The sequence below is a fragment of the Edaphobacter modestus genome, assembly GCF_004217555.1.
Classification (GTDB): domain Bacteria; phylum Acidobacteriota; class Terriglobia; order Terriglobales; family Acidobacteriaceae; genus Edaphobacter; species Edaphobacter modestus.
Map to the genome: position 1 here is coordinate 2,343,033 of NZ_SHKW01000001.1, position 24,882 is coordinate 2,367,914.

A 24,882-nucleotide genomic window follows, 5' to 3' on the forward strand; every position below is an offset into this window, starting at 1 on the left:
TATCCTGTTCTTATCGTGACCCTTTGCCCTGAGACTACCGTCCCGCCTCGATGAAGGTCACCTTATTAATCTCTTTGAGGGTCGTGATGCCATCGCGAACCCGCTCAAGCGCCGAATCGCGCAGAAATGCCATCCCCTTCTCCCTGGCCTTCTTGCGAATCTCGCTTCCCGGCTTCTTCGCCAGCAACATCTCGCGAATCTCGTCGTCGAGCTCCAATAGCTCATGAATGGCCGAGCGACCACGATATCCCGTCCCTCCGCACTCGATGCATCCGGCTCCCTCCCGGAAGCGAAAGTTACGCCACTCGTCGACATCGAGCCCACTTGCAAGCAGCTCCGCTTCATTGTAGCGAACATCCCTCACACAGAAATCACATACCTGGCGAACCAGCCGCTGCGCGAGAATGCAGTTCAGCGCCGAGACGAAGTTGTAGGGCTCGACTCCCATGTTCAGGAATCGGCCCAGAACGTCGACCACGTTGTTGGCGTGCACCGTCGTGAAGACCAGGTGACCCGTGAGTGCGGAGTTGATTGCGATCTGTGCCGTCTCAGCATCTCGAATCTCACCGACGAGTATCTTGTCCGGATCGTGACGAAGGATGGAACGCAGACCACGGGCGAAGGTGAGGCCCTTCTTTTCGTTCACCGGAATCTGCGTGATCCCGCGAATCTGGTACTCGACCGGGTCTTCGATGGTGATGATCTTGTCCTCTTCGCTCTTGATCTCATTAAGCGCGGCATAGAGCGTCGTGGTCTTGCCTGAGCCGGTCGGGCCGGTGACCAGCACCATGCCGTATGGCTCCTTGATGTAGCGACGAAAGCGTTCAAGATCGTGAGCGGCAAACCCCACGACATCCAGCGAGAGCTTCTTGAACTTCTCGCTCATCGACTCCTTGTCGAGCACGCGAAGCACTGCGTTTTCGCCGTGAACCGTAGGCATGATCGAGACGCGGAAGTCGATCAGCCGTCCCTTGTACCGCACACGGAAGCGGCCGTCCTGCGGAACGCGGCGTTCGGCGATATCAAGCTCACTCATGACCTTGATGCGGGACAGAATGGTCTGGTGGTGCTCCCGCGCAATGGGAGCCATAGCCTGCTGCAGCACGCCGTCGATACGGTACTTCACCAGCAGAGAGTCATCGAAGGTCTCAAGGTGAATATCCGATGCACGGCGCTCGAGCGCAGTGTAGATCGTCGTATCGACCAGGCGAATGATGGGCGAGATATCGTCTTCGCTCGTCAGTCGTTCGATTGAGATATTCTCGTCCTGATTCTCTTCACTCAAGAGAACGTCAAACGCGAGTCCCTCACTGGCCTCATCCAGTACGCGTTGCGACTGCTCTGTCTTTTTCAGCAGCTCGGTAATCTGCGACAGCGTAGCCACACGCGTGACCAGGCGCATGCCCAGAAGGCCCGAGATCTCGTCGAGCACCATCAGCTTCGACGGGTCCGAGACTGCAATTGCGAGACGCGATCCCATCTGCTCCAGTGGCACGAAGTTGTAACGGAACATCATGTCCACCGGCACGCGCTTGAAGAGATCGTGCTGAATCTTGAAGTTTTTCAGATCGATAAAATCGGCATGGTATCTCCGCGCCAGAGACTGTGCGCGCTCGAATTCGTCCATTCCCAGTTCATTGACTGGGATCGCCAGCGGAAGATTTGCCATACCCGTAAGACTCCTATGCCAATGGAAGCGTCACCTGAAGGCCTCGAACGGCTTTCAGACAACCTGAAACCTTTTCTTTGCAACAAAATAAACAACTATCCTCAGATTTACCGTGCGCCAGACCGCAATTGGCCCGACCCGTGCCGACCCTGATAGTTCAATCGTACTATTCGGCCCCCTCGCTTTGTTTGAAGTATTCGGTCCTAAAAACTCACATCTTTGGAGAACTTCGATATGAGCGACACGATTCACCCCATCTCCGATTTCGCCCGTGGGACCCTCAACTGGTCGATCTTCCTCAGCATCCTACTGATTCTGGCTGGCTTTTGCACCCTCTTGGTTCCTGCTCTCGGCGGAATCGGCGTCACCATCTTCGTCGGCTGGGCACTGATCGTCAGCGGCATCACGCACTTTGTCTTCGCCTGGAAGAGCCACACCACGGGAAGCCGGATCTGGGAGGTTCTTGTTGGGCTTGCATACCTTTTCGCCGGTATTTACCTCATCCTTCATCCGGTCGCCGGCCTTGCTTCTCTGACCCTTCTTCTGGCCTTTTACCTGCTCTTCGAAGGAATCTTTGAGATCATCTCCTTCTTCCAGATCCGACCCCGCCATGGAGCCGGGTGGCTTCTCTTCGACGGGCTCGTCACCCTTCTGCTCGCGGTGATGATCTGGCGTCAATGGCCTTCCAGCTCACTCTGGGCTATCGGCACACTCGTAGGCATCAGCATGCTCTTCAGCGGATTCTCTCGCCTCATGCTGTCGCTCAGCGCGAAGCGCTTTCTAAAAGCCGCACTATAGCTGCCGACAAGAGAATTTGTCGCGGATACCTACGCGCTGGACGAATCGAGAGATTGAATCAGCGCATCTGCCTGCGCCATCGATCCATCAAGGCTGGTCAGCAGGACATCGACGTCTGTTGAGATCTTCGCCGAGGTTCCCTTCAAGGACCCTATCGCTCGCGCGTTCAGGTTGTGCTTGAGAAAGATCACCTGATCGTGGAAGGCAGCAACTACAGGCGTCATACGGGCCTCTGTCTGGCGCATCGATTTGATGTAACCGGCCTCTTGCAGGCGTGATTTGCGCAGCATCTCGACGGACTGCTGCTTCAGCTTGCGATTTTCCATTCCATCGATCTCCTTCTGCCATTCCCTGAAAAGATCGTTGGAAACCTTATCGATCGAATCGATGCGGTCGTGAAGCTTCTTTGCCGAGTCTTCGGCCTTCTCATACTCACTATTCAATTTCTTGTAATTCTTCTCCAGTTGACCGCCCTGAAAACCGGTGAGCGCCTGGAAGGATTCCATCGTCGTCTTGATTTGCTCCTTGGCTTGCTGCTGCTCCTTCTTCGAGTCCTTCACTCGCGAGACCAGAATGTCTCGCTTCTCCTTGCCCAACGTGGCCATCGCCTTGTAGTACGTCCTTGTGCAGCCGACAGCCATCAAAAGGAGCAGGAGTGCGCAAGCCGTTGCGCAACGAGCCTTACCAGCAGAGTTCATCGACAACCTCTCAGAAGGATGAGTTGAATTCCAACGGGGCCCGACCCTAATGACCACTCATTCCGCTGGCTCCCAGGCTGAAGATCGGGAGATAGAGCGCAATCAGAATGGTTACAACGACAACACCCATCACGACGAGGATGAGAGGTTCAATCAGGCTCATCGCAGCGGTGAGGTTTGTCTGCACATCCTCTTCGAAGAACTCGGCAACCGAGTTCAGCATCTGAGGGAGCGCTCCTGTGGACTCGCCCACCTCAATCATCTCGATCGCGAGCTCCGGAAATGCCTTGGTTTGCTCCAGGCTCTTCGACAGTCCCTTGCCCTCGCGAACAGTCTCAACCGAGCGAAGAATGGCATTTGCCACCTGCCGCGAATCGATGGATCGCGCCGCCGTCTCGAGCGAAGGGACGAGAGGGAGGCCCCCGGTAAGCAGCGTTGAAAGCGTTCTGGAGAATAGACCCACCTGGTACTTCAGCCACACATCCCCGAAGACTGGAATGGCAATGCGGACGCGGTCGATCACCGTCGCGCCCGAATCAGTTTTGGTCCAGCGATAGAAAAGATATCCCAGACCGCCCAACGCGGCCGCGAAATAGATTCCATAGTGCTGGGCGTTTCTGCCCAGATCCATCAGAAATACCGTGAGCGCGGGCAATTCTGTTCCCAGCTGCTCATACAGCTGGGCGAATCTTGGAACCACGAAGGTGATCAGGAAGATGAACAGCCCGATGACCATGAAAATCAGGAGTGCAGGATAGATCAGGCTGGCTTTGAGCTTCTTGCGAAATGTGAGGGAGACGCGCTGGAAATCAAGATAACGCTGCAGAACTTCTTCAAGATTCCCGGAGCGTTCTCCTGCCAGGAGAGTCGTTGTGTAGACCAGAGGAAAACCGCCCTGCGCCTCGAACGCCTGCGAGATCGACTCACCCGTCTTCACGCGGGCGGCAACGTCCTCGAGCTGTGCGCGAAATTGAGGCAGCTTCTGCCGGCGACCCAACAGGTCGAGAGAGCCGAGGATCGGAAGCCCGGCACGGATCAAGGTCAGGAACTGCTGATTGAAGATGAGAAACGTCTCGAGCTTGACCTTCTTGCGGTTACCCCCAAGATTTCCCCGCGTCTTCACCGAGTACACGTAGTAACCGGCCTGAGTAAAGCGAGCCCGCAGTTCATCGGCGGTAGCCGCCATGTGGGTCTGCTCCAACACCCTTCCTCGCTCATCCGCCAGCCGAATTACAAACTCATTCATAGCAAATACTGAACCCTGTTCATTTCATCTTAGACGTTCAAGAGACGGCTTTACGCAGCAAAAAAGCCCCGGATGACCGGGGCTTTCCGAAAATCTAAATCGTCCCTTAGACGCTGAAGCTCGATCCACAGCCGCAAGTCGACTTCACAGCGGAGTTCTCGAACTTGAAGCCGGCGGCCTCGAGCGTTTCTACGTAGTCCACAGTGCAATTGATCAGGTACGCCGCAGAGGTAGCATCGACAAATACCTTCAAATCGTCAAACTTAAGGACTTTGTCCATCATGCCCGCCTGGTTCTCGAACGACATCGAGTACTGAAAACCGGAACATCCGCCCCCAACCACACCGATACGCAGACCGGCGGGAACCGGATTCTGAGATGCCATAATCTCCTTAACCTTCGCAATTGCGTTGGGGGTCAGGGTCACAGGCTGGCTGGAAACAGGTGTGCCAGTAACAACTTCAGCGGTAGGGGTGACGGTGGCAGTGGACATTGAATCTCCTTGTCTCTCTCAGACTCTTTAAGTGTATGCTCCCTCAATCCCAGCGGCAAGCCTCTAGAGGCGTCCTGGCGGAACATCAACTTATTGGATGTCTCCGCACTGTTCCGGATGCAGTCTCGAAAGGAAAAGAGAAACTGGTAACATCACCCACGGGGCTAGCAAGGTTAACCCCGGAAACCTATGAAGCCCCTTCTATTCCTCGCGAACGCCTTCATCAATACCTTTGGAATTACGCAACCTTCTGAAGCTGCAGCCAAACGCGCCTCGCAGTTCATCGCATTTCTGATCGGCATGGTCCTTCTCATTTTTCTAGCCGTCATTGGTTTTGGCTTATATATGATCGCCCGTCGCTAAAGCACCAGAAAAATCAGCCCTCCCAGCCGTGATTCACATATGCCCAAACGCATTGTTTTGAAGATTTTACGTTCGCGCATATATGTAAGCCATACATGCAATTCAACTTGCAGTCGTATCGGGCTTGCGGCCCGAGCCATCGAACAGGTGCGCCTGCCACCCGAACCTGACAGAGAACAACTCCTCACAAAAAGCTGGTTGATCTTTTAGCGGGAAGCGTATTATGCCCTCGGACGGCCCTCGCTGCCATCCGAGCCTGCTGCCGGCCCGCAAATGGCCCAGCCCGGATCGCCCAATTTTGCTGGCCCTGCAAAGGGTGGAGGGACAACCTATGAGCGCAATACCCATCATGCTCATCGTATGGGGAGTCGTGGCAGCCTGTTTTCTGGCGCTGCTCGCATATCGCGGCCAACTCACTCGTTATGAGGAAGACCAACTCTTCCTGAACGAGCGAGAGACTCACGAACAGCAGGAACAGAACGAGATCATACGAAAGGTAAACAAGATCGGTCCTGCAATCCGGGTTCTGGGATTCGCCGCAGCTGCCATGACGATAAGTATTGTTGGCATCTTTACCTACGATGCCTGGCAGCGGCTGAGATAAAGACCTCGAGCCGAAACTTTCACTCCCCAAGACGGAGGGCAAGCAAATATGCTTGCCCTCCGTTTTACATTTTTTCTTCGTTATCCCACTTCCATCAAGCGTTATAGGTCGTTGAAGAAACACGACCTCCCTGACCGGTCCAATTGGTATGGAAGTATTCGCCGCGTGGTTTGTCGACGCGCTCATAGGTATGGGCGCCAAAGAAGTCACGTTGCGCCTGCAGCAGGTTCGCCGGCAGACGCTCGGTACGATAACCGTCGTAAAACGCCAGAGCGGTGGAGAAAGCCGGCGTGGGAACACCGATCTCGATCGCATGAATGATCGCCTTGCGCCACGACCATCCATACTTGTTCAACGCGCTCGAGAAGAAGTCGTCGAGCAGAAGGTTCTGCAGCTTCGGATTCTTATCGAAGGCCGCCTTGATATTGCTGAGGAAGACGCTGCGAATGATGCAGCCGCCGCGCCACATCAATGCGATTCCTCCCATGTTGAGCTCCCACTTCTGCTCCTGCTCGATGGCTCGAAGCAACATGTAGCCCTGCGCGTAACTTACCATCTTCGAGCAATAGAGAGCCCGCCGCACGTCCTCGATGAACTCTTTCTTCTCCGAGATCGTCAGAACCTTCTTCGGACCCTCGAGGATCTTTGAAGCGGCGACTCGCTCATCCTTGAGCGCCGAGAGGCAACGAGCGAAGACGCTTTCGCCGATCAGGGTGACTGGCTGACCAAGATCGAGCGCGGAGATCGCCGTCCACTTGCCGGTTCCCTTCTGACCGGCCGTGTCCAGGATCTTGTCGATCATGGGCTTGCCATCGTCGTCCTTCTTGGCGAAGATCTTGGTCGTAATCTCGATCAGATAGCTGTCGAGCTCGCCTTTGTTCCACTCAGCGAAGATCTCGCTCAGCTCATCCGGCGTCATCCCAAGCGCGTCTTTAAGAAGCTGATAGGCCTCGCAGATCAGCTGGATATCGCCGTATTCGATGCCGTTATGCACCATTTTGACGTAGTGGCCGGCGCCGTCCGGACCTACCCAGTCGCAGCAGGGTGAACCATCTTCTACTTTGGCGGCAATTGCCTGAAAGATCTCTTTCACATGAGGCCACGCGGCGGGATCTCCACCAGGCATGATGGAGGGACCGAAGCGCGCTCCCTCCTCGCCCCCCGAGACGCCGGTGCCGATGAACAGAATTCCCTTCTCCGCAAGCTCTTTCCGACGCCGGTTCGAGTCGGTAAACAGTGAATTTCCGCCGTCGATAATAATGTCGCCCTTTTCAAGATAAGGCAGCACATGATCGATGGTCTGATCGACGACATCGCCGGCCTTCACCATCAGCATCACGCGGCGCGGACGTTTCAACAGCTTGCACAGCTCTTCGGCCGAGTGCGCTCCAACAACCTGGGTTCCCTTCGCTTCGTGGTTGATAAATTCATCGACCTTCGAGGTCGTGCGGTTGAACACGGCGACCTTGTATCCGTGATCATTCATGTTCAGCACAAGGTTCTGGCCCATCACCGCCAGACCAATCAAGCCAATATCGCAAGTTCCGTCAGCCATTCAAATCTCTCCACGGTCGACATCCTTCATGAGGTGTCGAAAGTAAAATCAGGTTTAGCGCAAGATGCACTTTAGGCCCGGCACAATCTGTGCCGGTCTCGCATTTCTATCACATGGAGATAACCGCAGGACAGTACGAGCGGTCTCCCCTTATTGCTCCAATGGGTAAGGGCACCGCATCTGCGGTGCCCTTGCCTTGTTATTGTGCTCAGTGTTTAGAAGTAAAGCCTTGCTCCCAATTGCACCAATCGCGGGAAACCCAACGTACCGGTTATCTGGCCCGCGCCGGAGTTGTATGATGTGGTGCCCGAGCTCGTGTTGTAAGAACCAATCGAGAGATTCGGAGTGGCGAATTGCGGTGTATTGAAGGCGTTCAGGGCTTCCGCGCGGAATTCGGCGTGCACGCGCTCTGAGACGCGGAAGTCCTTGTTAAGCGACAAGTCGGAGTTGAGGTAACCCGGACCATAGCAGTTGCTGGCGCGAGGCTGGTTGCCGTAAGGGAGAGCTCCACCGGCGGTTGGGGGCGGTGTCGCCGCAAACGCCAAGGGGTTGAAGTATTGTGGGATACGACCTTCCGGACTTCCAGACTTGCAGGGGTTGATACCCGGGACGATCGTCGGACGCTGCGTGCTATTGCCATAACCGCTGATGTTGCTGGTCTGCGTGATTGCCAGCGGGCCGCCATTCTGGATGATCATGACGTCGTGGAAGCGCCAGCCCCCAACAGCCATGTCTACCCAGCGGTTCGCCCCGCCAAGGAACCTCTTTCCGCGGCCAAATGGCAGCTCATACGTACCCGCAACGGTGAAGCGGTTGGGCATGTTGTTCGTTGCGCGAGCATACTCACTGGACAGGTTATAGATGTCCTGCGGTCCGTTGTTCCCACTGTTGAGGCTGTTCGACGATCCGTAGGCGCCCCAGATGTTGTCCCAGTTAGACGACCAGGTGTATGCCGCGAGCACCATGATGCCCTTGGTAAACCGCTTCTGAACCTTCACGTTGAGTGCGTTGTAGGTTGAGACGCCAGAGCTCTGCGCCATCGTGATGCCCTGATATTGCGGGAATGGAAGCAGCGACTGGTAGAGAGGTTGAGTACCTGTCTTCCATTGGCCTACACCCGAATAGGCGAAGGGGGTTTGGACTGCAAGGGCAGTGGCCCCTTTTGAATACTGACTGTCGGGCAGTTGATTGATGTTGAGGCTGTTTGGAAGGTTACGGCCATGACCGCCCACGTAGCCCATCTTGAATGCGATTCCCATCGGGAACTCGCGCTCCACCTCCAACGAATAGGACTGGAACAACGGCGATCGCCTGCCCTGATCGATCAGCGACAGCGTAGTGCCAATACTTGTGCCGTATCCGTTGGCATTGCCCGTAGGCTGTGTTTTGATAGACGGGTATGGATTGCTCAGAGTGATGGACGCATTGCCAATTCCCTGAGTGGCAATCGAGTTGGTCAGAATATAGCCCGGAGCATAACCATTGGTGTTGGTGTAGTAGAGCGGGGCATAGAAGACGCCGTAGCCGCCTTTTACGACGGTGTTGTTGTCGACCGCGTAAGCGAAACCACCACGCGGATTGATCTTGCTGCCCATGTTGCCGGTGTTCGTGCCATAGCCGTTTTGATTGGCGAACTCAACGCCGCCCTTGGCCTGAACGCCGGAATTAAGCGCGTTGTACGTAGCATTGCGGTCGAACCCGACAGAGATGTTGTTATTTCGCTCGTGAATACCGGGCTCAAACTCATATCGCATCCCAAGGTTCAGCGTCAGTCGCTGAGTGGCACGCCAGTCATCGTGAAAGTAGCCCGCCTGATACGCCGTGTTGTAAGCCAACTGCGAAGGAACGATCAACGCTCCAGTCGTGGGAATGCCCTGGAGGATATCAGCCGCAGCAGCGCCGGAGAGCGCATTGAAGCTGAACGTGCCCGAGGTATCGCTCAAGCTGGTAAAGGTTTCGCTGATCGACCGGTAGTTATAGCCAACCTTGAAGCTGTGCTTTCCCCAGCTCTTTGCCACACCAACGACAAAGTTACGCGAGAAGAATACGACGGGCCCGGAATTCGATGTGCCTTCACAGACGAGAGTGGTTCCTGGGCAGCTTCCCTCGGTCGTGATGCGAGGGAATGCCTTCTTGGATTGAGCAGCGAGATAGTAGCTTGGGAAGCCGAGGGTAGCTTGATCGAAGCCGTTGCTGATGTCCTGCGTGTCGTTAGGGAAACGGTTGAAACCGAAGCCCACTGTTAACACCGTCGTGGGGTTCACTGTGACGGTGTTCTGAATACCCATGGCATCGACTTTGCGGTACAGCAGGTACGAACCGGAAGAACCGGCCACGTTCCCCAGCGGGTTACCACCAGGTTCCTTGCTGCCGTAGTGCATATAGTAAAAGTCCGCCAGCCAGCTGCTGAAGAACTGGTGAGTCAGCTTGCCGTTGAACTCGTCAGCGCGATCGCCGAGTGTGTCATATCCGTTGTAGTTCGCCTTGCCAAGCGCTGTGATGCTGGTGTTGGGATGAGGATACGAGTTGATCAGTTGCTGGCCGATAGGGTTGATGTTCGTGATCTTATTTCCCGCGTAGTAAACGGGATTCGTCGACGTCGACAGTGCCAGATTCTTAATGCACACGCCGCTGGTGCAGGCGCCTCCGACTACTGTGCCAATCTCAGAAAAATCACCGCCGCGTTGAAGCTCCGTTGGGACCACAAACTGAGTGCTGTTGACGTAAGGCGAACGCTGCCGGTATCCCTCTTCCGTGATCGCGAAGAAGGTCTTGTCCTTGCCGCCGAGCCACTTGGGTAGAGGGATAGGACCGGACAAGCTGCCTACATACGAGTAAAACTCCGCCGCTCCTCGAGGAGTCTGGGGGTACGACACACCGTCGATCGTAGTTGGGCTCCGGTTATTGAAGAAGGTGTTTGCGCCCCAGTTCGTCTGTCGTGTCTCGCCCTGCAGCACACCGTGCAGCGCCCCTGAACCGGACTTCAATGTCGTGTTGAACATACCGCCGCTGGTGCGTCCGATCTCGGCGTCATAGGTGTTGGCTTGTACCCTGACCTCTTCAACCGCTTCGATACTTGGAATGATCACAGCGCGATTGCTGAAGTCAGTAATCGGCACGCCATCGACTGAGTAGTTGTTCGAACTCATCGGGCCGCCGGCAATTGAAATGGTCGAGGAACCGCTCTGATCCTGAAAGCGGACGAAACGAGGATCTCCAACAGGTGTCACGCTGTTGTCGAGCTTCGAAAACAGAAATGGATTTCGGCCAGGATTCGGCAGGTTCTGCAACTTCTGTGAGTCGATCGTCTGCCCGTTGTAAGACGTCGTGTTGTCAACGACAGGATCGGCTGCTATGACTTCAATACTTTGACTCGTTGAACCCAACTCGAGTTTGACATCGTGGCCGATCGTGTTACCTGAATCAACCGTCAGCCCGATCGCCTGGGATTTCTTGAATCCATCGCTCGTCACGGTTACGGTGTATTTTCCTGGATCCACTGCGCTGAAGACATATTCGCCTGATCCGTTGCTCACCGTGCTTCTCGAGATCTTCGTTGCGTCCGAGGTCAGAACGACGGCCGCACCGGGAATTCCCGCGCCCTGAACATCTGTCACGATTCCGCGGATCGCTCCATAGTTCGACTGCGCCTGCACTGTTGTTCCAGCCACAACCAAGAACACGACGAGTAGAACAAAACTGTAAATCTTCTCTTGTAAGCGATACATATTGGCCTCCAGCGGGTATTCAACACATGTGTAGGTCACAGCCTGTGCGTCCAGGCCACGGGAGAAAGGTCTTCAAAGAGCAGACAAGTAAGAATCAGGATCCGGAAAGACGTCGAGCAGAGCCGCACCGTGAAGTGCAACGACCGTCATAGAAAAACGGAGAGGCTATCGCCTGAGATCTTCGGACGAGGAAATGGCTTTTCGTGATCGCTGTAGATAGCTGCGGGGGTCTCTACAATCTGCTCACCGGCTGCGTCGCCGGAGTTCTATAGAAGGCAAATTGGACTACGAGAAACATCGAACAGACTGACAGACATTGTCTCTGCTCTTCCCTTGCATCGCTACGAAAGGGAGCTAAATATACACTTCTAAAAGCAGGGCCCTAGGAAATCCGTGACCCCACCCAACGTGAAAAATAGCCTTTGTGGTATTGGGTTCGAGCCTAGCCGACCAACTTTGAAGTGTCAATAAAAATATTCACGTGACGTTAAAATTCACTGTGAACAGGAGGCAGGATCAACGTCCTTCTGGCGTCCCGTTCCTCTGTCGCATCCATACGATTCGCACATCTCTCCGTCGCGTTCCCCAGGCGTTTGCCTTATGGTGTAAGGAACGGAATCCAAATTTCAACTCGTTCGAAAGGGCGCCCCTCTTTGCTTATGCAACGTGTGTCTGTCGCCGCCGCTCTTGTTCTCCTTGCACTTCCTCTTGCCGCTCAACAGCACAAGGCTACGCAGGCTGAGGTCGATCGCATTACCCGGGATGCCATTCTCATCGACACGCATAACGATGTGACCTCGCTAACCGTTGAAGGCTATGACATTGCCACGCCGAATAAGCGCGGTCAGACCGACCTTGCCAGGATGAAGGGCTTCCTAGGCGCTGAGTTCTTCGCAGTCTATGTCGGCGCAGAGTATGGGAACGGCAACCACTCCGCCAATCGCGCGCTGCAGATGATCGATACCGTGCGTACAGACGTCATCGCGGCACATCCCAGGGACTTCGTCTTTGCCACGACAGCAGACGATATCGTTCGCGCACACAAGGAGCACAAGATCGCGGCGCTGATGGGGATCGAGGGCGGCCACGCGATCGAAGATTCGCTGCGCCTGCTGCGCGACTACTATGCGCTCGGCGTTCGCTACATGACTTTGACTCACTTCAACACGAATAACTGGGCAGACTCCCAGGGCGACGCAGAGAACCCCAAAGTCGCTCATCACGACGGCCTCACCCCGTTTGGAAAAGATGTCGTGCGGGAGATGAATCGCCTGGGCATGATGGTCGATATCTCTCACACCGCCGATAAGACCTTCTGGGATGCTCTTGAGACCTCCTCGGCTCCAATCATCGCCTCGCACTCCGGCTGTCGCGCAGTCACGAGCTACACCCGCAACATGACCGACGAGATGATCAAGGCACTGGCAGCCAAGGGAGGAGTGGTTCAGATCAACTTCGGCTGCGAGTTCCTTTCCCAGCGCTACTTCGATGAGGCAAAGCCGCTCCAGGCTTCGATGCGCGAGCAGTACATGGCCGCGATGAAGCTCGAAGACCCGGCGGCCAAAGCTGCGGCAATCGAAAAGCTACGTTCCGAGTTCACAAGCAAGGTCCCCCCAGCCACATTGGCCGATGTCGTGGCTCAGATCGATCATGCAGTCAAAGTTGGAGGAGTCGACCACGTCGGCCTCGGCACGGACTTCGACGGCGTCGCATGCGTTCCGCCAGAGCTGGATTCTTACAACAAGTTTCCGGCTCTTACCCGCGCACTCCTGAAGAAGGGATACAGCGCCGAGGACATCAAGAAGATCTACGGAGGCAATCTTCTGCGTGTGATGCGCGCTGTAGAACAGCGTGCACGGGAGCTTGGCTCCACTCCTGCGATTCATTCGGAGATCTCGAAAAAATAAGCCACTCTTCAATCGACGCCCGCAAGAAGAAAGGGACCTATCGGGTCCCTTTCTTCTTATCTTCCTTCGCAGTGTTATTTGCTCTTCACGGCAATCACTTCGATCTCAAGCACCGCCCACGGAGCCGCAAGCGCTGCAACCTGAAAGGCCGAGCGCGCCGGCTTGTTCGGCTGTTCTTTGGTCCCGAAATACTTCACATACTCCGACTGCATTCCGGCGAAGTCCAGCTTGCCGGTGTTGGGATCAGGTCCGAGGAAGACCGTCATCTTCACGACATCCTTCATGTCGAGCCCCTGCTCCTTCAGAGCTGCCTGAATTTTAGGGAAGATGCTTGCCGCCTGTACCTTGGTGTCGCCGTAATCGGCCTGCGTTCCCTTTGCCGGATCGGCTGCGGTAACAGGTGAGGCAAGCTGTCCGCTCAGGTAATACGTATCGCCGACCCACACGCCCTTCGCGATGGCGGCCTTCTCGTCCTGGATATGTTTCACAACCGTCTGTGCCTGCATGGAGCACGCGCAGGCGGCCATCATTGCTGCTGCCAGTAAACTCTTCCTCATCCAACAGTCTCCTTATCGATCTCTTTCGCTGTTACGCCGAAACCGTCTGACGATGGTTGCCCTCAAGCCGCGCCGCCTTCACCTTGTCGCAGATCATCTGGACGGCACGCCTTCCGCTCTCCGCAGCGCCCTCCTGCCACCCCACGACGTGGCTGGTGTGATCGCCCGCAAAGTAGATAGGTCCATCCGGTGCGGTAATCACGTCGTAATCTTCCTTAGGCGTTTGCCCAATCCATGAGCCCTCGTTCCACTTGATGTGTTTCCATCCGCAGAAGATTGGCTTTTCGAGCTCCTTGCCATGGCCCGGGTGCAGCTTCTCGATCGAAGCGCGGGAGGCTTCAAACTTCTGTTCTATGGTGAGCTGGTCAAAACCGCCCATCGCCTCGTCCATATAACCGGAGACGATGATGCCACGATCAGAGAACATCGACGCGCTGGGATACCAGATCGGGCTCGGCCCCTGAGACAGGAAGGAGAGACCACCATAGATGTTGTAGTCCGTCTCCCAGAACCGACGCGACTCCCACGGCACCTTACAGGAACCGCGGTACGACGCGCCTCCGCGGTCGACCACAGCACGATGCGCCGGATCCAGATCGGCCTTGATCTTCTTGAGGATCGTCAGGGGCATTGCGCACACCGCATAGTCGGCCTCGATATGTTTGCCGTTGCCATACCCCACACGGACTCCCTTGGCCGTCTTCGCAATCTCCGTTACCGGAGCGTCGTAAACAACGACCGGTCCCAGGCTCTTGGCGAGCGCGATAGAGATCTGCTGCATGCCATTCACCGGCTGGAACATCGTTGCCTGCCAGTCCCACGCCTCCTCGTAAAGCTCAGCGCTCCAGAAGTTCGCATCCAGTAACTCATGAACGCTAAGCGGATGATCATCAACAATCATCGTCTTGGGCCCGGCGCCGGGATAGCGCTTGATGTCGGCGCGATCGGAGCCGACATACTTTCCACTCTTATCGAGCGGACCATAAATCTTCAGGACGTCGACCATCTTCTGCCGATCCTCGGTACTCAGTTCCTGGTCGAGTGCGCCGCCGGCAATTGCCTTTGTCAGCAGTTCGCTGACCTGCCCGCGCGTATCGTTGATCGCCTTGCGCTGGCATATCGCCTTGCCGCCATTTATCTTGTCGCTCTGCAGCAGCGACGAGCGCGACGTGTTGACCTCAACCTCGAGGGGAACCTTCAGTTCCCGGCAATAGCCAAGCATCGTTCCATGCACCGATGGAAGCCGTGCAGGTCCCATGTTCTGATAGAGTCCTTCACTCCAACTGATGGATTGCTTCGTTCCATCGACGAACTCGACCACATCACCATTTCGAGCGCTCCAGGCCCTTCCGCCGGGCCGATGCCGCGCTTCGAGCAGCGTAACGTCGTATCCCAGCTTCTTCGCCTCATAGGCTGTCACCAGTCCACCGACTCCGCCGCCCAATACGACCAGCTTTACTCCCTTGCCTGCTCCGGCTGCCGCTGCGATCGGCTCTGCAGCCGTCGCCTTCATCGGCATCAGTCCCAGCGACTGCATGGTTGTGAACGCAGCACTGTACCCGCCAGCCTGCCCTACACGCATAAGAAAATCGCGCCTGGTGATTCCCATCGAAAGACACCTCGCCCTGGAAGGATTTGCGATCAACTCCCCTTATCGTCGGGAAGATTGAAAGTTGGATTGTCAAAAGAGATGGAGCTTCGCCCGAGAGGCATCTTGGCCAATCGCGAAGAACTACTGCAGATCGTTTATCTGTGGATTCACTGTACCGTAACCTTCCCGGGATTTCCAGATATCTCGAGCAGCTAGTCACAAATTTCGTCTGAAAACCACCGCACGTTCTTGACCTATCCTTACTATGGATAAGGCATCTACGATGAAAGAGCCGTGCCGATAAATCCGTTGACAAATCCCTGGCTCCATTGGTGGTCGGACTCAGTCTCCCTGATCTATCAGCCGAGCTTTCCGCGTCTCCTGGTGGCCCTGGTTCTGGGAGCTTGCATCGGTGCAGAACGTCAATGGCGACAACGCGCGGCCGGACTGAGAACGAATACGCTTGTCTGTTTTGGAGCAGCCGCCTTTGTCGATCTCGGACTGACCATCGCGCCCGGAACAACTCAGGTCATCGCTTACGTAGTCTCTGGAGTCGGCTTTCTGGGGGCAGGCGCCATCATGAAAGATGGCGGCAATGTTCGCGGGTTGAACACTGCAGCCACTCTATGGTGTTCGGCTGCTGTGGGAGCTTGTGCCGGAGCAGGAGAGATGTTCGACGCGGTCTTTGTGACCGTGCTCCTGATCGCGATCAATTCGGTCCTGCGTCCGCTCTCTCGCTATATCGACCAGCGCTCTCTCGCCATGCTGGACACTCATACGCTGTATCGTCTAAGGCTGCTCTGCGACAGCGAGCACCAGACAGAGGCGGAATATCAGGTCACTCGAGCCATCGCCGCACGTTTACTTGTGCTCAGCAAGATTCGCGCCGAGAAGGTCGAGGAGACGGATACCTCAATCGTTCAGGCGGTTTTGGAATCGCCGACTCGTGATCCCAATGTTCTGAAGGCACTTGTTGAGGACTTAAGGGCATTCCCTTGGATCCGATCCGTCGAATGGACGGAAACGGCAGAGGAGATCGAGTAGCACCCCTTCCTCGCTGACGGTGGCTATTGATTCCCGGGACTATCGCACACTCAGGAAAGACCGTACAATTCAAATGTCGATGCAGTCTCGAAGAACAGTAGGAACCTGCATTCGCTAAACGCTGAAGATTGATTCGTTTAGCACCAGTTGCGAAAGTGGCGAAATTGGCAGACGCACCAGACTTAGGATCTGGCGGAGCAATCCGTGGGGGTTCAAGTCCCCCCTTTCGCACCAACTCTTTTTAGAAAGTGATTTGCATGAGTCAGTCGAAACCCGCTGAACCGAAGCTGAACCTCTCTACGACTCCGGACTACCGCGAGGGGTACGCCAACAGTGTCCAGGTCCGCATGTCCGTATGGGACTTTCTGCTCGTCTTCGGAACCATGAGCCAGGACGCGCCCGACGAACTATCCGTCAAAAACTTTCAGGGAATCTATCTCAGCCCGCAACAGGCCAAAGCCCTGCTCAACGTGCTGGGCCACAATCTTGCCCAGTATGAGCAGACCTTCGGGACAATTACCCTCGATCAACAGGTTCCCCAGGCCGGCGGTCCCGTCCATTAAGAGGCGCGTGCAATCGTCTCAAGACTCCCGCCGCGCTCCCGCCGACCTTCCTACGGGACTGCTCTTTCCGTTGTTCTTTGCCGCAATCTATCTCTCCCACCTGACGCTGCTTCGTCTCCCCTATTTCTGGGATGAGGCCGGCTACTACATTCCTGCCGCGTGGGACTTCTTTCGTACCGGCTCGCTGATTCCTCAGACCACGCTCTCCAACGCCCATCCGCCCCTGCCTTCCATCCTGCTCGCCTCGTGGTGGCATGTCTCCGGATTCGTCGTCAGCGGAACCCGTACCCTCGTCGTCATGGTTGCCGCCACTGCGCTCGTCGCGGTCTTTCATCTCGCGAAGACCCTGCGGAACATCCCGGTGGCCATCGCCACGGTGGTCCTCACAGCGGTTTATCCAATCTGGTTCGCGCAAAGCACCCTCGCTCATGCCGATATCTTCGCCGCAGCCTTCACGCTGTGGGCTCTGGCGCTTTACTTCGAGCCACGCTCCGAAAACCAGATCCTCACCTCCGGTCTCTTCTCCTTCGCCGCCCTCTCGAAGGAAACCGCCATCGTTACGCCGCTTGCGCTCGCCGGGTTCGAGGCATTTCTTCTCTTTCGCTCGCGTAACCCGTCACAGCGCCGTTCGCACGCCCTCTGGATCGCGTCGCTTCTCTCTCCTCTGCTGCCTCTGGTCGCGTGGTATGCCTATCATCGCCATCGAACCGGTTTCATCTTTGGCAATCCCGAGTTCCTGCGCTACAACGCAACCGCGAATCTGGACCTCCTCCGCATTCTTCTCTCGTTGTGGCACCGCTTCCTGCATCTGGCCACGCATATGAACATGTATGTTCCGGTCGTGTGCGCCATCGCAACTCTCTTTATTCCGCTCAAGCCGTCGACAACTCACGCACTGCCGCGACGCACACTCGCAGCCATCCTCTCGATTCTTATTGCCAACTGGATTGCCTTCTCTGTGCTCGGCGGCGCCCTGCTCACTCGGTACCTGCTGCCGATGTATCCCCTGGTGCTGCTTCTCTGTATTACGGTCTGGCAGCGCCATCTGAGAAACTGGTGGTTGCTCGCCATACTCACCGGAGCCGGGTTTCTGGCCGGCATCTGGATCAATCCACCCTATGCGTTCGCACCCGAAGACAATCTCACCTACCGCGACATGATCGTTCTGCATCAGCAGGCGGCCTCCCTCATTGAGAACCGCTATCCTCAGGCGACCGTCCTCACCGCATGGCCTGCAAGCGCCGAGCTTACCCGGCCGGAGCTAGGTTACGTTCGCAAGCCTCTCAAGGTGGTCTCTCTCCAGAACTTCGCAATCGATCAGATGGCCCGCGCTGCGCAGGATCCCGGAGAATATGACACCGCTCTCCTCTTCTCGACCAAGTGGGAGCCCCCTCGAAACCAGCTCAACCTCGGCAAGGCAACTACCCGACTCAATTCGAAATACTTCGACTTCCATCACGATCTCTCGCCTTCCGAAGCCGCGGCGCTTCTTCACGGTGAGATCGTCTGGCAGGCGCGGCGCAAAGGCGAGTGGGCCGCCGTCCTTCGCTTCCCCCGTGCCGTCAATGCCTCGCTGACTCTGCCCTAAGGAATCAGGGCAGCCCTTCAGTCTCTTCCTGGCTGTGCGAAGATCGCGGTCAACTCTTTCCCGGAGATATCCTCCAGATGCAGCCTCAACAGGTGCGCGATCGTTGGCGCCACATCCACGTTGTCGAACTCCGGGATCTCGCCTTTTTTCGCGATTCCGGCTCCCGAGGCAATAAAGATCGCCTTCATCCGCGGCTCCGTATTCGGATAACCATGCGCTCCCACTTCTTTGGTCTCTGTGACAATCTCCGCGGAAGCATCGTCCGCAAAGGCAAAACCGTTGGCTGCGTAGACCAGCAGATCGGGTCCCTGATCGGCATCCGGTGGCGTCGGCAATCCCTCTTTCGCCGCCTCAGCCGGAGTCAGAACCGCCCGTATCCCCGACTGCCCGAGAAACGCGGACTTCAAGGCCTTTGTCGATTCCGGCGTTGCGTCTCTCTGGTAAATCAGTGCGAAGCCTCCCTCGGGAATACAGAACGCCGGGCTGTGTCCCGAGGAGCCCTGCAATCCCGCCCGCCGAAGCAGAGCGCTCCCGTTCACATGCTTGAACACGCTCTGTTGACCATGGTCCGAGACAATGAGAAACGTTGTTCGATCGAGGTCGCCAGCCTCCCGCACGCCTTCGATGATGTCTTTCACGCGGTCGTCCAGAAACGCAATCGTGTTCCGTCCCGCATCATTTCCGAATCCTGTCTTGTGTTCGATTCCATCCAGTGCAAGCAGGTGAACTCGCAATACAAGAGCGGAAAAGCCACCAGACGTGCAGCGCTTCCCGGCAAAGCCATGGACGTAACGCTCTATACTCAACCTGTGCGCAGGTTTCCTTCAATCCGTTCAGCATTTCGAGGCTATCGCCTCCTCTTCGCATTCTTTCTTCTCGTCCTTTCAGCTCCCGCAGGCTATAGCCAGGGGCCCGATTCCTCCACTCCAGCCGGTCGCGTCATCCTCGTCCTTCCCTTTGAAAATCGCTCCGGCCAGGCCGACCTCGGCTGGATCGGCGACTCCTTCCCCGACACACTCAATCAGCGGCTCTCCTCTGCAAGCTTCCTCACCATCTCGCGCGACGACCGCCAGTACGCTCTCGACCATCTCGGCTTCCCGGCTGACTTCCGCCCCACTCGTGCCACCACCATCCGTATCGCCCAGACCCTCGATGCCAACTACGTCGTGATCGGAAGCTACAACGTCGCGAACGGTCGAATCTCCGTCCAGGCCCAGGTCCTCGAAGTCAAGGAGCTGCGAATGTCTCCGCCGATTGAGGATTCCAACGACCTGCAACGCCTCTTCGACGTGCAGAACACGATCGCATGGAAGCTCGCCAGATCCATCGATCCGCACTTCAGCGTGGCCCAGCAGACCTTCCTCGCCGCCTCGGGACAGATCAAGCTCAGCTCTTTTGAGAATTACATCCGCGGCATCGGCGCGACCGCACCGGAGGAACGAATCCGGCGTCTGCAACTCGCCGTCAAGGAGTCTCCCGGTTATACCGCGGCTCTCCTCGCTCTCGGAAAGACTCAGTACACCGAGCGCGACTACGATCACGCCGCCGCCACGCTGGGCCAGATCTCCTCCAACGATCGCAGCTCCCTGGAGGCGAACTTCTACCTTGGTCTCGCCCGGTTCAACTCCGGTCGATATTCTGAGGCGGAAAAGGCCTTCGCCTTCGTCGCCAGCCGCCTTCCCTTGCCCGAGGTCATCAACAATCAGGCCGTCGCTCTCAGCCGCCAGGGGCACAATGCAACCGCTCTGTTTCAAAGGGCAGTCGCCGCCGACCCCAAGGATGCGGACTATCACTACAATCTGGCCGTCGCCCTCTTCCGCGCGGGAGACGCCCCCGGAGCCCAGCGTGAAGTTGACCTTACCCTCAAACTTCGTCCTGCTGATCCCGACGCTTCCAGCCTGAAGGCCCACATCGCACATGGCGGTCCGCCACCCTCCACCCAGAACGTCACAACCCTCAAGACAGCCGTATCCGCGCCTTCTCCGGCGTTCGAGCCGCTCGAACGGATCCGCCGTACCTACTCGGAGGCATCCTTCCGTCAGGCCGCCTTCCAGATTGACCAGATGCGAGCCATTCGTATGGCTGCGCTACCTCCTGACGAGCAGGCAACACAGTACGTTCAACTCGGCAGGGACTATCTGGCCCAAGGTCTCATCCCCGAGGCAGAGGGCGAATTTCAGTCCGCACTCGCCGCCAGCCAGCACAGCGCGTCTGCGCGTGCCGGTCTGGCAGAGGTTCGCGAACAAAGCGGAGATCTGACGGCAGCCCGGGATGAGGCCCAGCTCTCTTTGAGGCTCAGTCCCAACGCCCCGGCCTATCTTGTGCTCGCCCGCCTCGAACTCAACGGAAATCAAACCGCGGCCTCGGCTGCCGATGTCTCCCGTGCCCTGAAGCTCGAACCCACCAACACCGCCGCCCTGGGCATGAAGCAGGCCCTCGCTGCACGCGGGCAAAGCCTGCCGTGACCCCGTCCATGATCCTCGTTCCCCATTCCGCTCACTGCAGCAATCCACGGGGAAGCCCTCAGCCCTTGCTGCCGGGGCAACACCTGAATCCAAATCCACAGCGCGCCGAAACCTTCTCCACCAAACTGCAAAACTGTTTCGCAATCCTTCTCCTGCTTCTATGCAGCTTCGCGACGGGATTCGCTCAGCCCGGTCCAGTCATCAAGCTCATCCTCCACGACACCATCCAGCCGATCTCCGCCGGCTACCTTGAACGCGGACTCGCCGAGGCGGCCCGTCGCAACGCATCCGCGGTGCTCGTTTCGCTGGGGACTCCCGGGGGACTCTTCAACTCCACGCGCGTCATGGTTCACGCGATCGAACGATCTCCGGTGCCTGTAATCGTTTATGTCTCCCCATCGGGAAGCCGTGCTGGCTCAGCCGGTTTTTTTCTGCTGGAAGCCGCTGATATCGCCGCAATGGCGCCCGGGACCAACGCCGGAGCCGCCCATCCAACCATCGAAGGCCGCCAGATCGATCCCATCCTGAAGGAAAAGATCGAGAATGACGCAATCGCCTTTCTTCGCTCCTTTGTCTCTCGTCGCGGGCACAACGCCCAGGCCGCCGAGGATGCGGTGCGCAGCTCCAAATCGTACAGCGATGAAGAAGCTCTCAAGCTGAACCTCATCGACCTGTCTGCCGCCGACGACAATGCCTTGTTGCGCGCGCTCGATGGCAGACAGATTCGACGCTTCGACGGCTCTACCCAAACGCTTCACCTTCGCGGAGCTCCCTTCGTGCTTGTCGCGCCCTCGCTTCGCGAGCGCATCCTCAGCCGCCTGGCCAATCCCGATCTCGCCGTCCTCGTGCTCGTCCTCGGAGCACTGCTGATCTATCTCGAATTCAATGTTCCCGGAACCATCGTCCCCGGGGCCGTCGGCACGCTCCTCGTCCTGCTCGCCTTCTTCGGGTTCAATCTCCTTCCCATTCATCACACCGCGGTCTTTCTGCTGCTGGCTGCGCTCATCCTCTTCGTCCTGGAGGCCAACTTCCCCAGCCATGGCGTCCTCGGCCTCGCCGGAACCGTCAGCCTCATCGTCGGACTGGCAACCCTGGTAGACGGCCCCATTCCCGAGCAGCGCGTTCACATCTCCATCGCTATCGCTACGGGGCTCGCATTTGGGGGCATCTCCTTCGCGCTTGCCTGGATCGCACTGCGGGCCCGGCGAAGCAAAGTTCTTACCGGTCCCCAGGCCATGATCGGAGCCGTCGCAGTCGTTTGCCCACATCTTGCCGACACTCCCGCCAGCAGCGACTTCCAGGTCGAAATTCGCGGCGAGCTCTGGGAAGCCCGGCTCGTCCAGCCAGGAGGCTCTTTCCCACCCGACGGGTCGACCGTCCTTGTGAAGGCGATCGAGGGGCTCGTCCTCCTGGTCGAGCCGTGTGTCTCCAAAGGGACCGGATAGCCCGCGCACGAACAATCCAGAGTAGACTGGAGAGGCAACACTTTTCGTTTCAAGGGAGTTCTTTGCTGATGTCGATCGTGTCTCGCCCACAGCGTGTGTGGAGCCTCTTCTTTTGCCTCTTTGCAATCTTCGCAGCCAGCACGGCCGGTGCCCAGGCCACCAGCGGCAATCCCACCCTCGACAAGCATCTCTCCAGACTCGATATCGCCGTCAGCGGCATCGGCTCCTTCACCAAGGATGTCTCCGGAACCAACTATCAGGGCGTAACGCTTGATCAGCAAGCCGGTTCCACCCTCGGAGCCCTAGTCACCGTCCGATACACCAAGTCCGCCTACGTGGGCGGCGAATTCAACTACACCTATGCCCGTTACACTCAGAACTTCTCCAATACCACCAACGCCCAGGTTCCCAACCAGTACTTCGCCGGCGGCGTCCAGAATAATGCCAGCGAGTACTCACTGGGCTACGTCATCCATCCCAACCGCGAGTTCCTGGGAGCGAAGCCTTTCATCGCGGTTGGAGCTGGATCGACCGCCTTTCGTCCCACTCCTTTGGGCGGTCAGAGTCTGAACAGCCAGGCTCGCATGACCTACTACTACTCCGTTGGAGTTGAAAAGGAGCTGACACCCCACTTCGGACTTCGAGCCCAATTCCGCCAGGCCTTCTTCAAGGCTCCGGACTTCGGTCAGAACTTCCTTACCATCCAGCAACAGACCTGGACCATCGAGCCCGGCTTCGGATTTGTGATTCACTTCTAGCAGGGTCGGCCCGACTCTCTACTGTGCCTATTGCCAGACTCACCCTCGAGATCGAGATTCCTCATGCTCAGTCTCTCAAAGACCGCAGACAGGTTGTTCGTTCGCTCAGGGACCGGTTGCGCCATGCATTCAACCTCGCCATCGCCGAGCTGGACACGGGGGAAGTATGGAATCGCGCAACGCTGGGGATTGCGGTCATCTCTGGCTCCCGCAGCTACCTCACCGGGCAGCTGCAGCAGATCGACCTGGCCGCCCATCGCTTCACACAGTCGATGGGCGCGGAAATAATCGATTCTTATGCTGAGTTTGTATCGGATTAAACCCGAATATCCACGAAACCGTACCTGAATTCCACCATTTATCGTTAGATATACGCGCACGACTCTGATAACCTAACCAGTTCACTAAGGCAAAACAGTATGCCAGAACAACGAGCCCGAGCCCATCACCGCAACCGCGTCGCCAATACCTTCTCCGAAGAGATTGGAGCGATGCTCGAAGGAGAGCTATCGGATCCCCGGATCGCTCCCAGCTATGTCACCGATGTCGTGCTCGCGCCGGGGGGAAAGTCAGCCCGCATCTATGTAGCAGTTCACGGCAATGAACAAGAGGAAGAGTCTACGCTCGCCGGCCTTATGACCGCGCGGGCCTATATCCGATCCCAGCTTCGGGAACGGATGGGGGTTCGCCACGTTCCTGATCTCACCTTCGCAATCGATCGATCCGAAAAGATGACCGGGCGAATGGACGAGCTTCTCAGCCGGATTCGGAAACGGGAAAGGAAGCAGGCCTCCGCGGATGTGGAATCCTCGCAGGCAACGACCCACTCATGAAAATTGAAGCGACCATTAGCAATCTCCTGGAGAGATTTCGCTCACACCCTCGCTTTCTGGTCACCTCGCATGCACGTCCAGATGGTGACGCCATTGGCTCCGTCCTGGCGCTGGCCGAGATTCTCGATCAACTCGACCGCGAATGCATCGTTGTGCTCGCCGACGAAGTTCCCATGATCTACCGCACCATGCCGAATCTGGATCGCATCCACTTCAGCCTGGACGCGCGCGAGGCGGAGCCGGATCTTTCGACCCCCGCGATCCTGCTTGAGTGCGACGGCATTCCGCGGACCGGGCTGGCCGGGCTGGAGGGGCGCTGCCTCATCAATATCGACCATCACGCCAGCGGCCGCCCGTTCGGCGTTTTCAACTGGATTGATGAAGATGCCTGCGCGGTCGCAGCCATGGTCTATCGGCTTGCAGTCGCGGCGGGAGTCAAAATTACTCCAACCATGGCGACCTGCCTGTACACTGCGATCGTCTCCGATACGGGCTCGTTTACGTATTCCACCACCACCGCGGAGACCTTCGCCCTGGCTCACGATCTTGCCGCCCACGGAGCGAATCCAAGCCAGATCGCCCGGGACATCTACTTCTCCAACCCCGAGAGCAAGATTCGCCTGCTTGGCACAGCTCTCTCCAATCTCCACACGGAAGGCCCCCTGGCCTGGAGCTGGGTCACGACCAGGGATATGGACCGTGCTGGAGCAGGAGCCGAGGACTGTGAAGGCGTGGTGAACTACCTCATCAGCATCGCCGGAGTGGAGTCGGCAGTCTTTCTTCGCGAGCTTCCTTCGGTCGACCAGTATCGCCTGAGTATCCGCAGCAAGGGCAAGGTTGACGTCGCCCTCATCGCCGAGAGTTTTGGTGGCGGAGGCCATCGCAGCGCCAGCGGATGCACACTGGATGGGCCGCTTACCGCGGCGACCGAGCGCATCCTTCATCAACTCCGTACAGGACTCTGTTAGCTTTGTCTC

The 24,882-nt window shown here is 57.1% G+C and carries 22 protein-coding genes and 1 tRNA gene; 14 read left to right on the forward strand and 9 right to left on the reverse strand.

The features are described 5' to 3' along the window. Positions 1 to 34 precede the first annotated feature (34 nt). Entirely contained in the window at positions 35 to 1,669 is a 1,635-nt protein-coding gene (locus BDD14_RS09825) for a GspE/PulE family protein (RefSeq protein WP_130418649.1), read from the reverse strand. A gap of 234 nt (positions 1,670 to 1,903) precedes the next feature. On the opposite strand from BDD14_RS09825, the gene BDD14_RS09830 reads away from it, so the two are divergent. Further along, entirely contained in the window at positions 1,904 to 2,467 is a 564-nt protein-coding gene (locus tag BDD14_RS09830; protein ID WP_130418650.1) for an HdeD family acid-resistance protein, read from the forward strand. A gap of 29 nt (positions 2,468 to 2,496) precedes the next feature. Here BDD14_RS09830 and BDD14_RS09835 read toward each other — a convergent pair whose 3' ends face one another. The 3 genes from BDD14_RS09835 to BDD14_RS09845 all read right to left on the reverse strand — a co-directional run bounded on the left by BDD14_RS09835 (position 2,497) and on the right by BDD14_RS09845 (position 4,904). Further along, complete coding sequence (locus BDD14_RS09835; RefSeq protein ID WP_130418651.1) at positions 2,497 to 3,165, reverse strand: DUF2959 family protein; 669 nt, start codon at positions 3,163 to 3,165, stop codon at positions 2,497 to 2,499. A 46-nt stretch (positions 3,166 to 3,211) separates the two neighbouring features. After that, on the reverse strand, positions 3,212 to 4,411 hold the full coding sequence (locus BDD14_RS09840) for a type II secretion system F family protein (protein WP_130418652.1): 1,200 nt from the start codon (positions 4,409 to 4,411) through the stop codon (positions 3,212 to 3,214). A gap of 106 nt (positions 4,412 to 4,517) precedes the next feature. Next, on the reverse strand, positions 4,518 to 4,904 hold the full coding sequence (locus tag BDD14_RS09845) for a HesB/IscA family protein (RefSeq protein WP_130418653.1): 387 nt from the start codon (positions 4,902 to 4,904) through the stop codon (positions 4,518 to 4,520). Positions 4,905 to 5,093: 189 nt separating this feature from the next. Here BDD14_RS09845 and BDD14_RS31720 point away from each other — a divergent pair, with 189 nt between their 5' ends. Together BDD14_RS31720 and BDD14_RS09850 are read left to right on the forward strand one after the other, a co-directional pair. Then, a complete protein-coding gene (locus BDD14_RS31720) occupies positions 5,094 to 5,267 on the forward strand; it encodes a hypothetical protein (protein ID WP_165420009.1) in 174 nt (57 codons plus the stop codon). A gap of 331 nt (positions 5,268 to 5,598) precedes the next feature. Further along, the gene (locus BDD14_RS09850; RefSeq protein WP_130418654.1) at positions 5,599 to 5,871 is read left to right on the forward strand and encodes a hypothetical protein; all 273 of its coding nucleotides are present in this window, start codon (positions 5,599 to 5,601) and stop codon (positions 5,869 to 5,871) included. 94 nt (positions 5,872 to 5,965) lie between these two features. Here BDD14_RS09850 and gnd read toward each other — a convergent pair whose 3' ends face one another. Both gnd and BDD14_RS09860 read right to left on the reverse strand, forming a co-directional pair. Next, positions 5,966 to 7,426, reverse strand: coding sequence for a decarboxylating NADP(+)-dependent phosphogluconate dehydrogenase (gnd, locus tag BDD14_RS09855; protein ID WP_130418655.1), 1,461 nt, complete (start codon positions 7,424 to 7,426; stop codon positions 5,966 to 5,968). A 215-nt stretch (positions 7,427 to 7,641) separates the two neighbouring features. After that, the gene (locus BDD14_RS09860; protein WP_130418656.1) at positions 7,642 to 11,154 is read right to left on the reverse strand and encodes a carboxypeptidase-like regulatory domain-containing protein; all 3,513 of its coding nucleotides are present in this window, start codon (positions 11,152 to 11,154) and stop codon (positions 7,642 to 7,644) included. 659 nt (positions 11,155 to 11,813) lie between these two features. On the opposite strand from BDD14_RS09860, the gene BDD14_RS09865 reads away from it, so the two are divergent. Next, positions 11,814 to 13,061, forward strand: a complete 1,248-nt coding sequence (locus BDD14_RS09865; RefSeq protein WP_130418657.1) for a dipeptidase — start codon at positions 11,814 to 11,816, stop codon at positions 13,059 to 13,061. A 74-nt stretch (positions 13,062 to 13,135) separates the two neighbouring features. Here BDD14_RS09865 and BDD14_RS09870 read toward each other — a convergent pair whose 3' ends face one another. After that, positions 13,136 to 13,618, reverse strand: a complete 483-nt coding sequence (locus BDD14_RS09870) for a Rid family hydrolase (protein WP_130418658.1) — start codon at positions 13,616 to 13,618, stop codon at positions 13,136 to 13,138. 31 nt (positions 13,619 to 13,649) lie between these two features. Continuing rightward, the gene (locus BDD14_RS09875) at positions 13,650 to 15,227 is read right to left on the reverse strand and encodes a flavin monoamine oxidase family protein (RefSeq protein ID WP_130418659.1); all 1,578 of its coding nucleotides are present in this window, start codon (positions 15,225 to 15,227) and stop codon (positions 13,650 to 13,652) included. Positions 15,228 to 15,503: 276 nt separating this feature from the next. Here BDD14_RS09875 and BDD14_RS09880 point away from each other — a divergent pair, with 276 nt between their 5' ends. The 4 genes from BDD14_RS09880 to BDD14_RS09895 all read left to right on the forward strand — a co-directional run bounded on the left by BDD14_RS09880 (position 15,504) and on the right by BDD14_RS09895 (position 18,404). Then, positions 15,504 to 16,253 carry an MgtC/SapB family protein gene (locus BDD14_RS09880; protein WP_207231711.1) on the forward strand — a complete coding sequence of 250 codons (750 nt, stop codon included), beginning with the start codon at positions 15,504 to 15,506 and terminating at the stop codon, positions 16,251 to 16,253. Positions 16,254 to 16,402: 149 nt separating this feature from the next. After that, positions 16,403 to 16,487, forward strand: a tRNA-Leu gene (locus BDD14_RS09885). Between the two features lie 23 nt (positions 16,488 to 16,510). Then, a complete protein-coding gene (locus BDD14_RS09890; RefSeq protein ID WP_130418660.1) occupies positions 16,511 to 16,816 on the forward strand; it encodes a DUF3467 domain-containing protein in 306 nt (101 codons plus the stop codon). 7 nt (positions 16,817 to 16,823) lie between these two features. Beyond that, positions 16,824 to 18,404 carry an ArnT family glycosyltransferase gene (locus BDD14_RS09895; RefSeq protein WP_242617855.1) on the forward strand — a complete coding sequence of 527 codons (1,581 nt, stop codon included), beginning with the start codon at positions 16,824 to 16,826 and terminating at the stop codon, positions 18,402 to 18,404. 17 nt (positions 18,405 to 18,421) lie between these two features. Here the strand turns inward: BDD14_RS09895 and BDD14_RS09900 are convergent, their stop codons facing one another. After that, positions 18,422 to 19,210, reverse strand: coding sequence for an alkaline phosphatase family protein (locus BDD14_RS09900; RefSeq protein ID WP_130418661.1), 789 nt, complete (start codon positions 19,208 to 19,210; stop codon positions 18,422 to 18,424). Here BDD14_RS09900 and BDD14_RS09905 point away from each other — a divergent pair. The 6 genes from BDD14_RS09905 to BDD14_RS09930 all read left to right on the forward strand — a co-directional run bounded on the left by BDD14_RS09905 (position 19,187) and on the right by BDD14_RS09930 (position 24,873). Then, entirely contained in the window at positions 19,187 to 20,869 is a 1,683-nt protein-coding gene (locus tag BDD14_RS09905) for a tetratricopeptide repeat protein (RefSeq protein WP_130418662.1), read from the forward strand. The genes BDD14_RS09900 and BDD14_RS09905 overlap by 24 nt on opposite strands. Further along, the gene (locus BDD14_RS09910; RefSeq protein WP_242617856.1) at positions 20,866 to 22,314 is read left to right on the forward strand and encodes an NfeD family protein; all 1,449 of its coding nucleotides are present in this window, start codon (positions 20,866 to 20,868) and stop codon (positions 22,312 to 22,314) included. The genes BDD14_RS09905 and BDD14_RS09910 overlap by 4 nt, the downstream gene beginning before the upstream one ends. A gap of 68 nt (positions 22,315 to 22,382) precedes the next feature. Continuing rightward, the gene (locus BDD14_RS09915; RefSeq protein WP_130418664.1) at positions 22,383 to 23,072 is read left to right on the forward strand and encodes an outer membrane beta-barrel protein; all 690 of its coding nucleotides are present in this window, start codon (positions 22,383 to 22,385) and stop codon (positions 23,070 to 23,072) included. Positions 23,073 to 23,095: 23 nt separating this feature from the next. Next, on the forward strand, positions 23,096 to 23,392 hold the full coding sequence (locus BDD14_RS09920; protein ID WP_130418665.1) for a DUF503 domain-containing protein: 297 nt from the start codon (positions 23,096 to 23,098) through the stop codon (positions 23,390 to 23,392). A 99-nt stretch (positions 23,393 to 23,491) separates the two neighbouring features. Beyond that, positions 23,492 to 23,905 carry a 30S ribosome-binding factor RbfA gene (gene rbfA / locus BDD14_RS09925; protein ID WP_130418666.1) on the forward strand — a complete coding sequence of 138 codons (414 nt, stop codon included), beginning with the start codon at positions 23,492 to 23,494 and terminating at the stop codon, positions 23,903 to 23,905. Then, the gene (locus BDD14_RS09930; RefSeq protein ID WP_130418667.1) at positions 23,902 to 24,873 is read left to right on the forward strand and encodes a DHH family phosphoesterase; all 972 of its coding nucleotides are present in this window, start codon (positions 23,902 to 23,904) and stop codon (positions 24,871 to 24,873) included. The genes rbfA and BDD14_RS09930 overlap by 4 nt, the downstream gene beginning before the upstream one ends. Positions 24,874 to 24,882 lie beyond the last annotated feature (9 nt).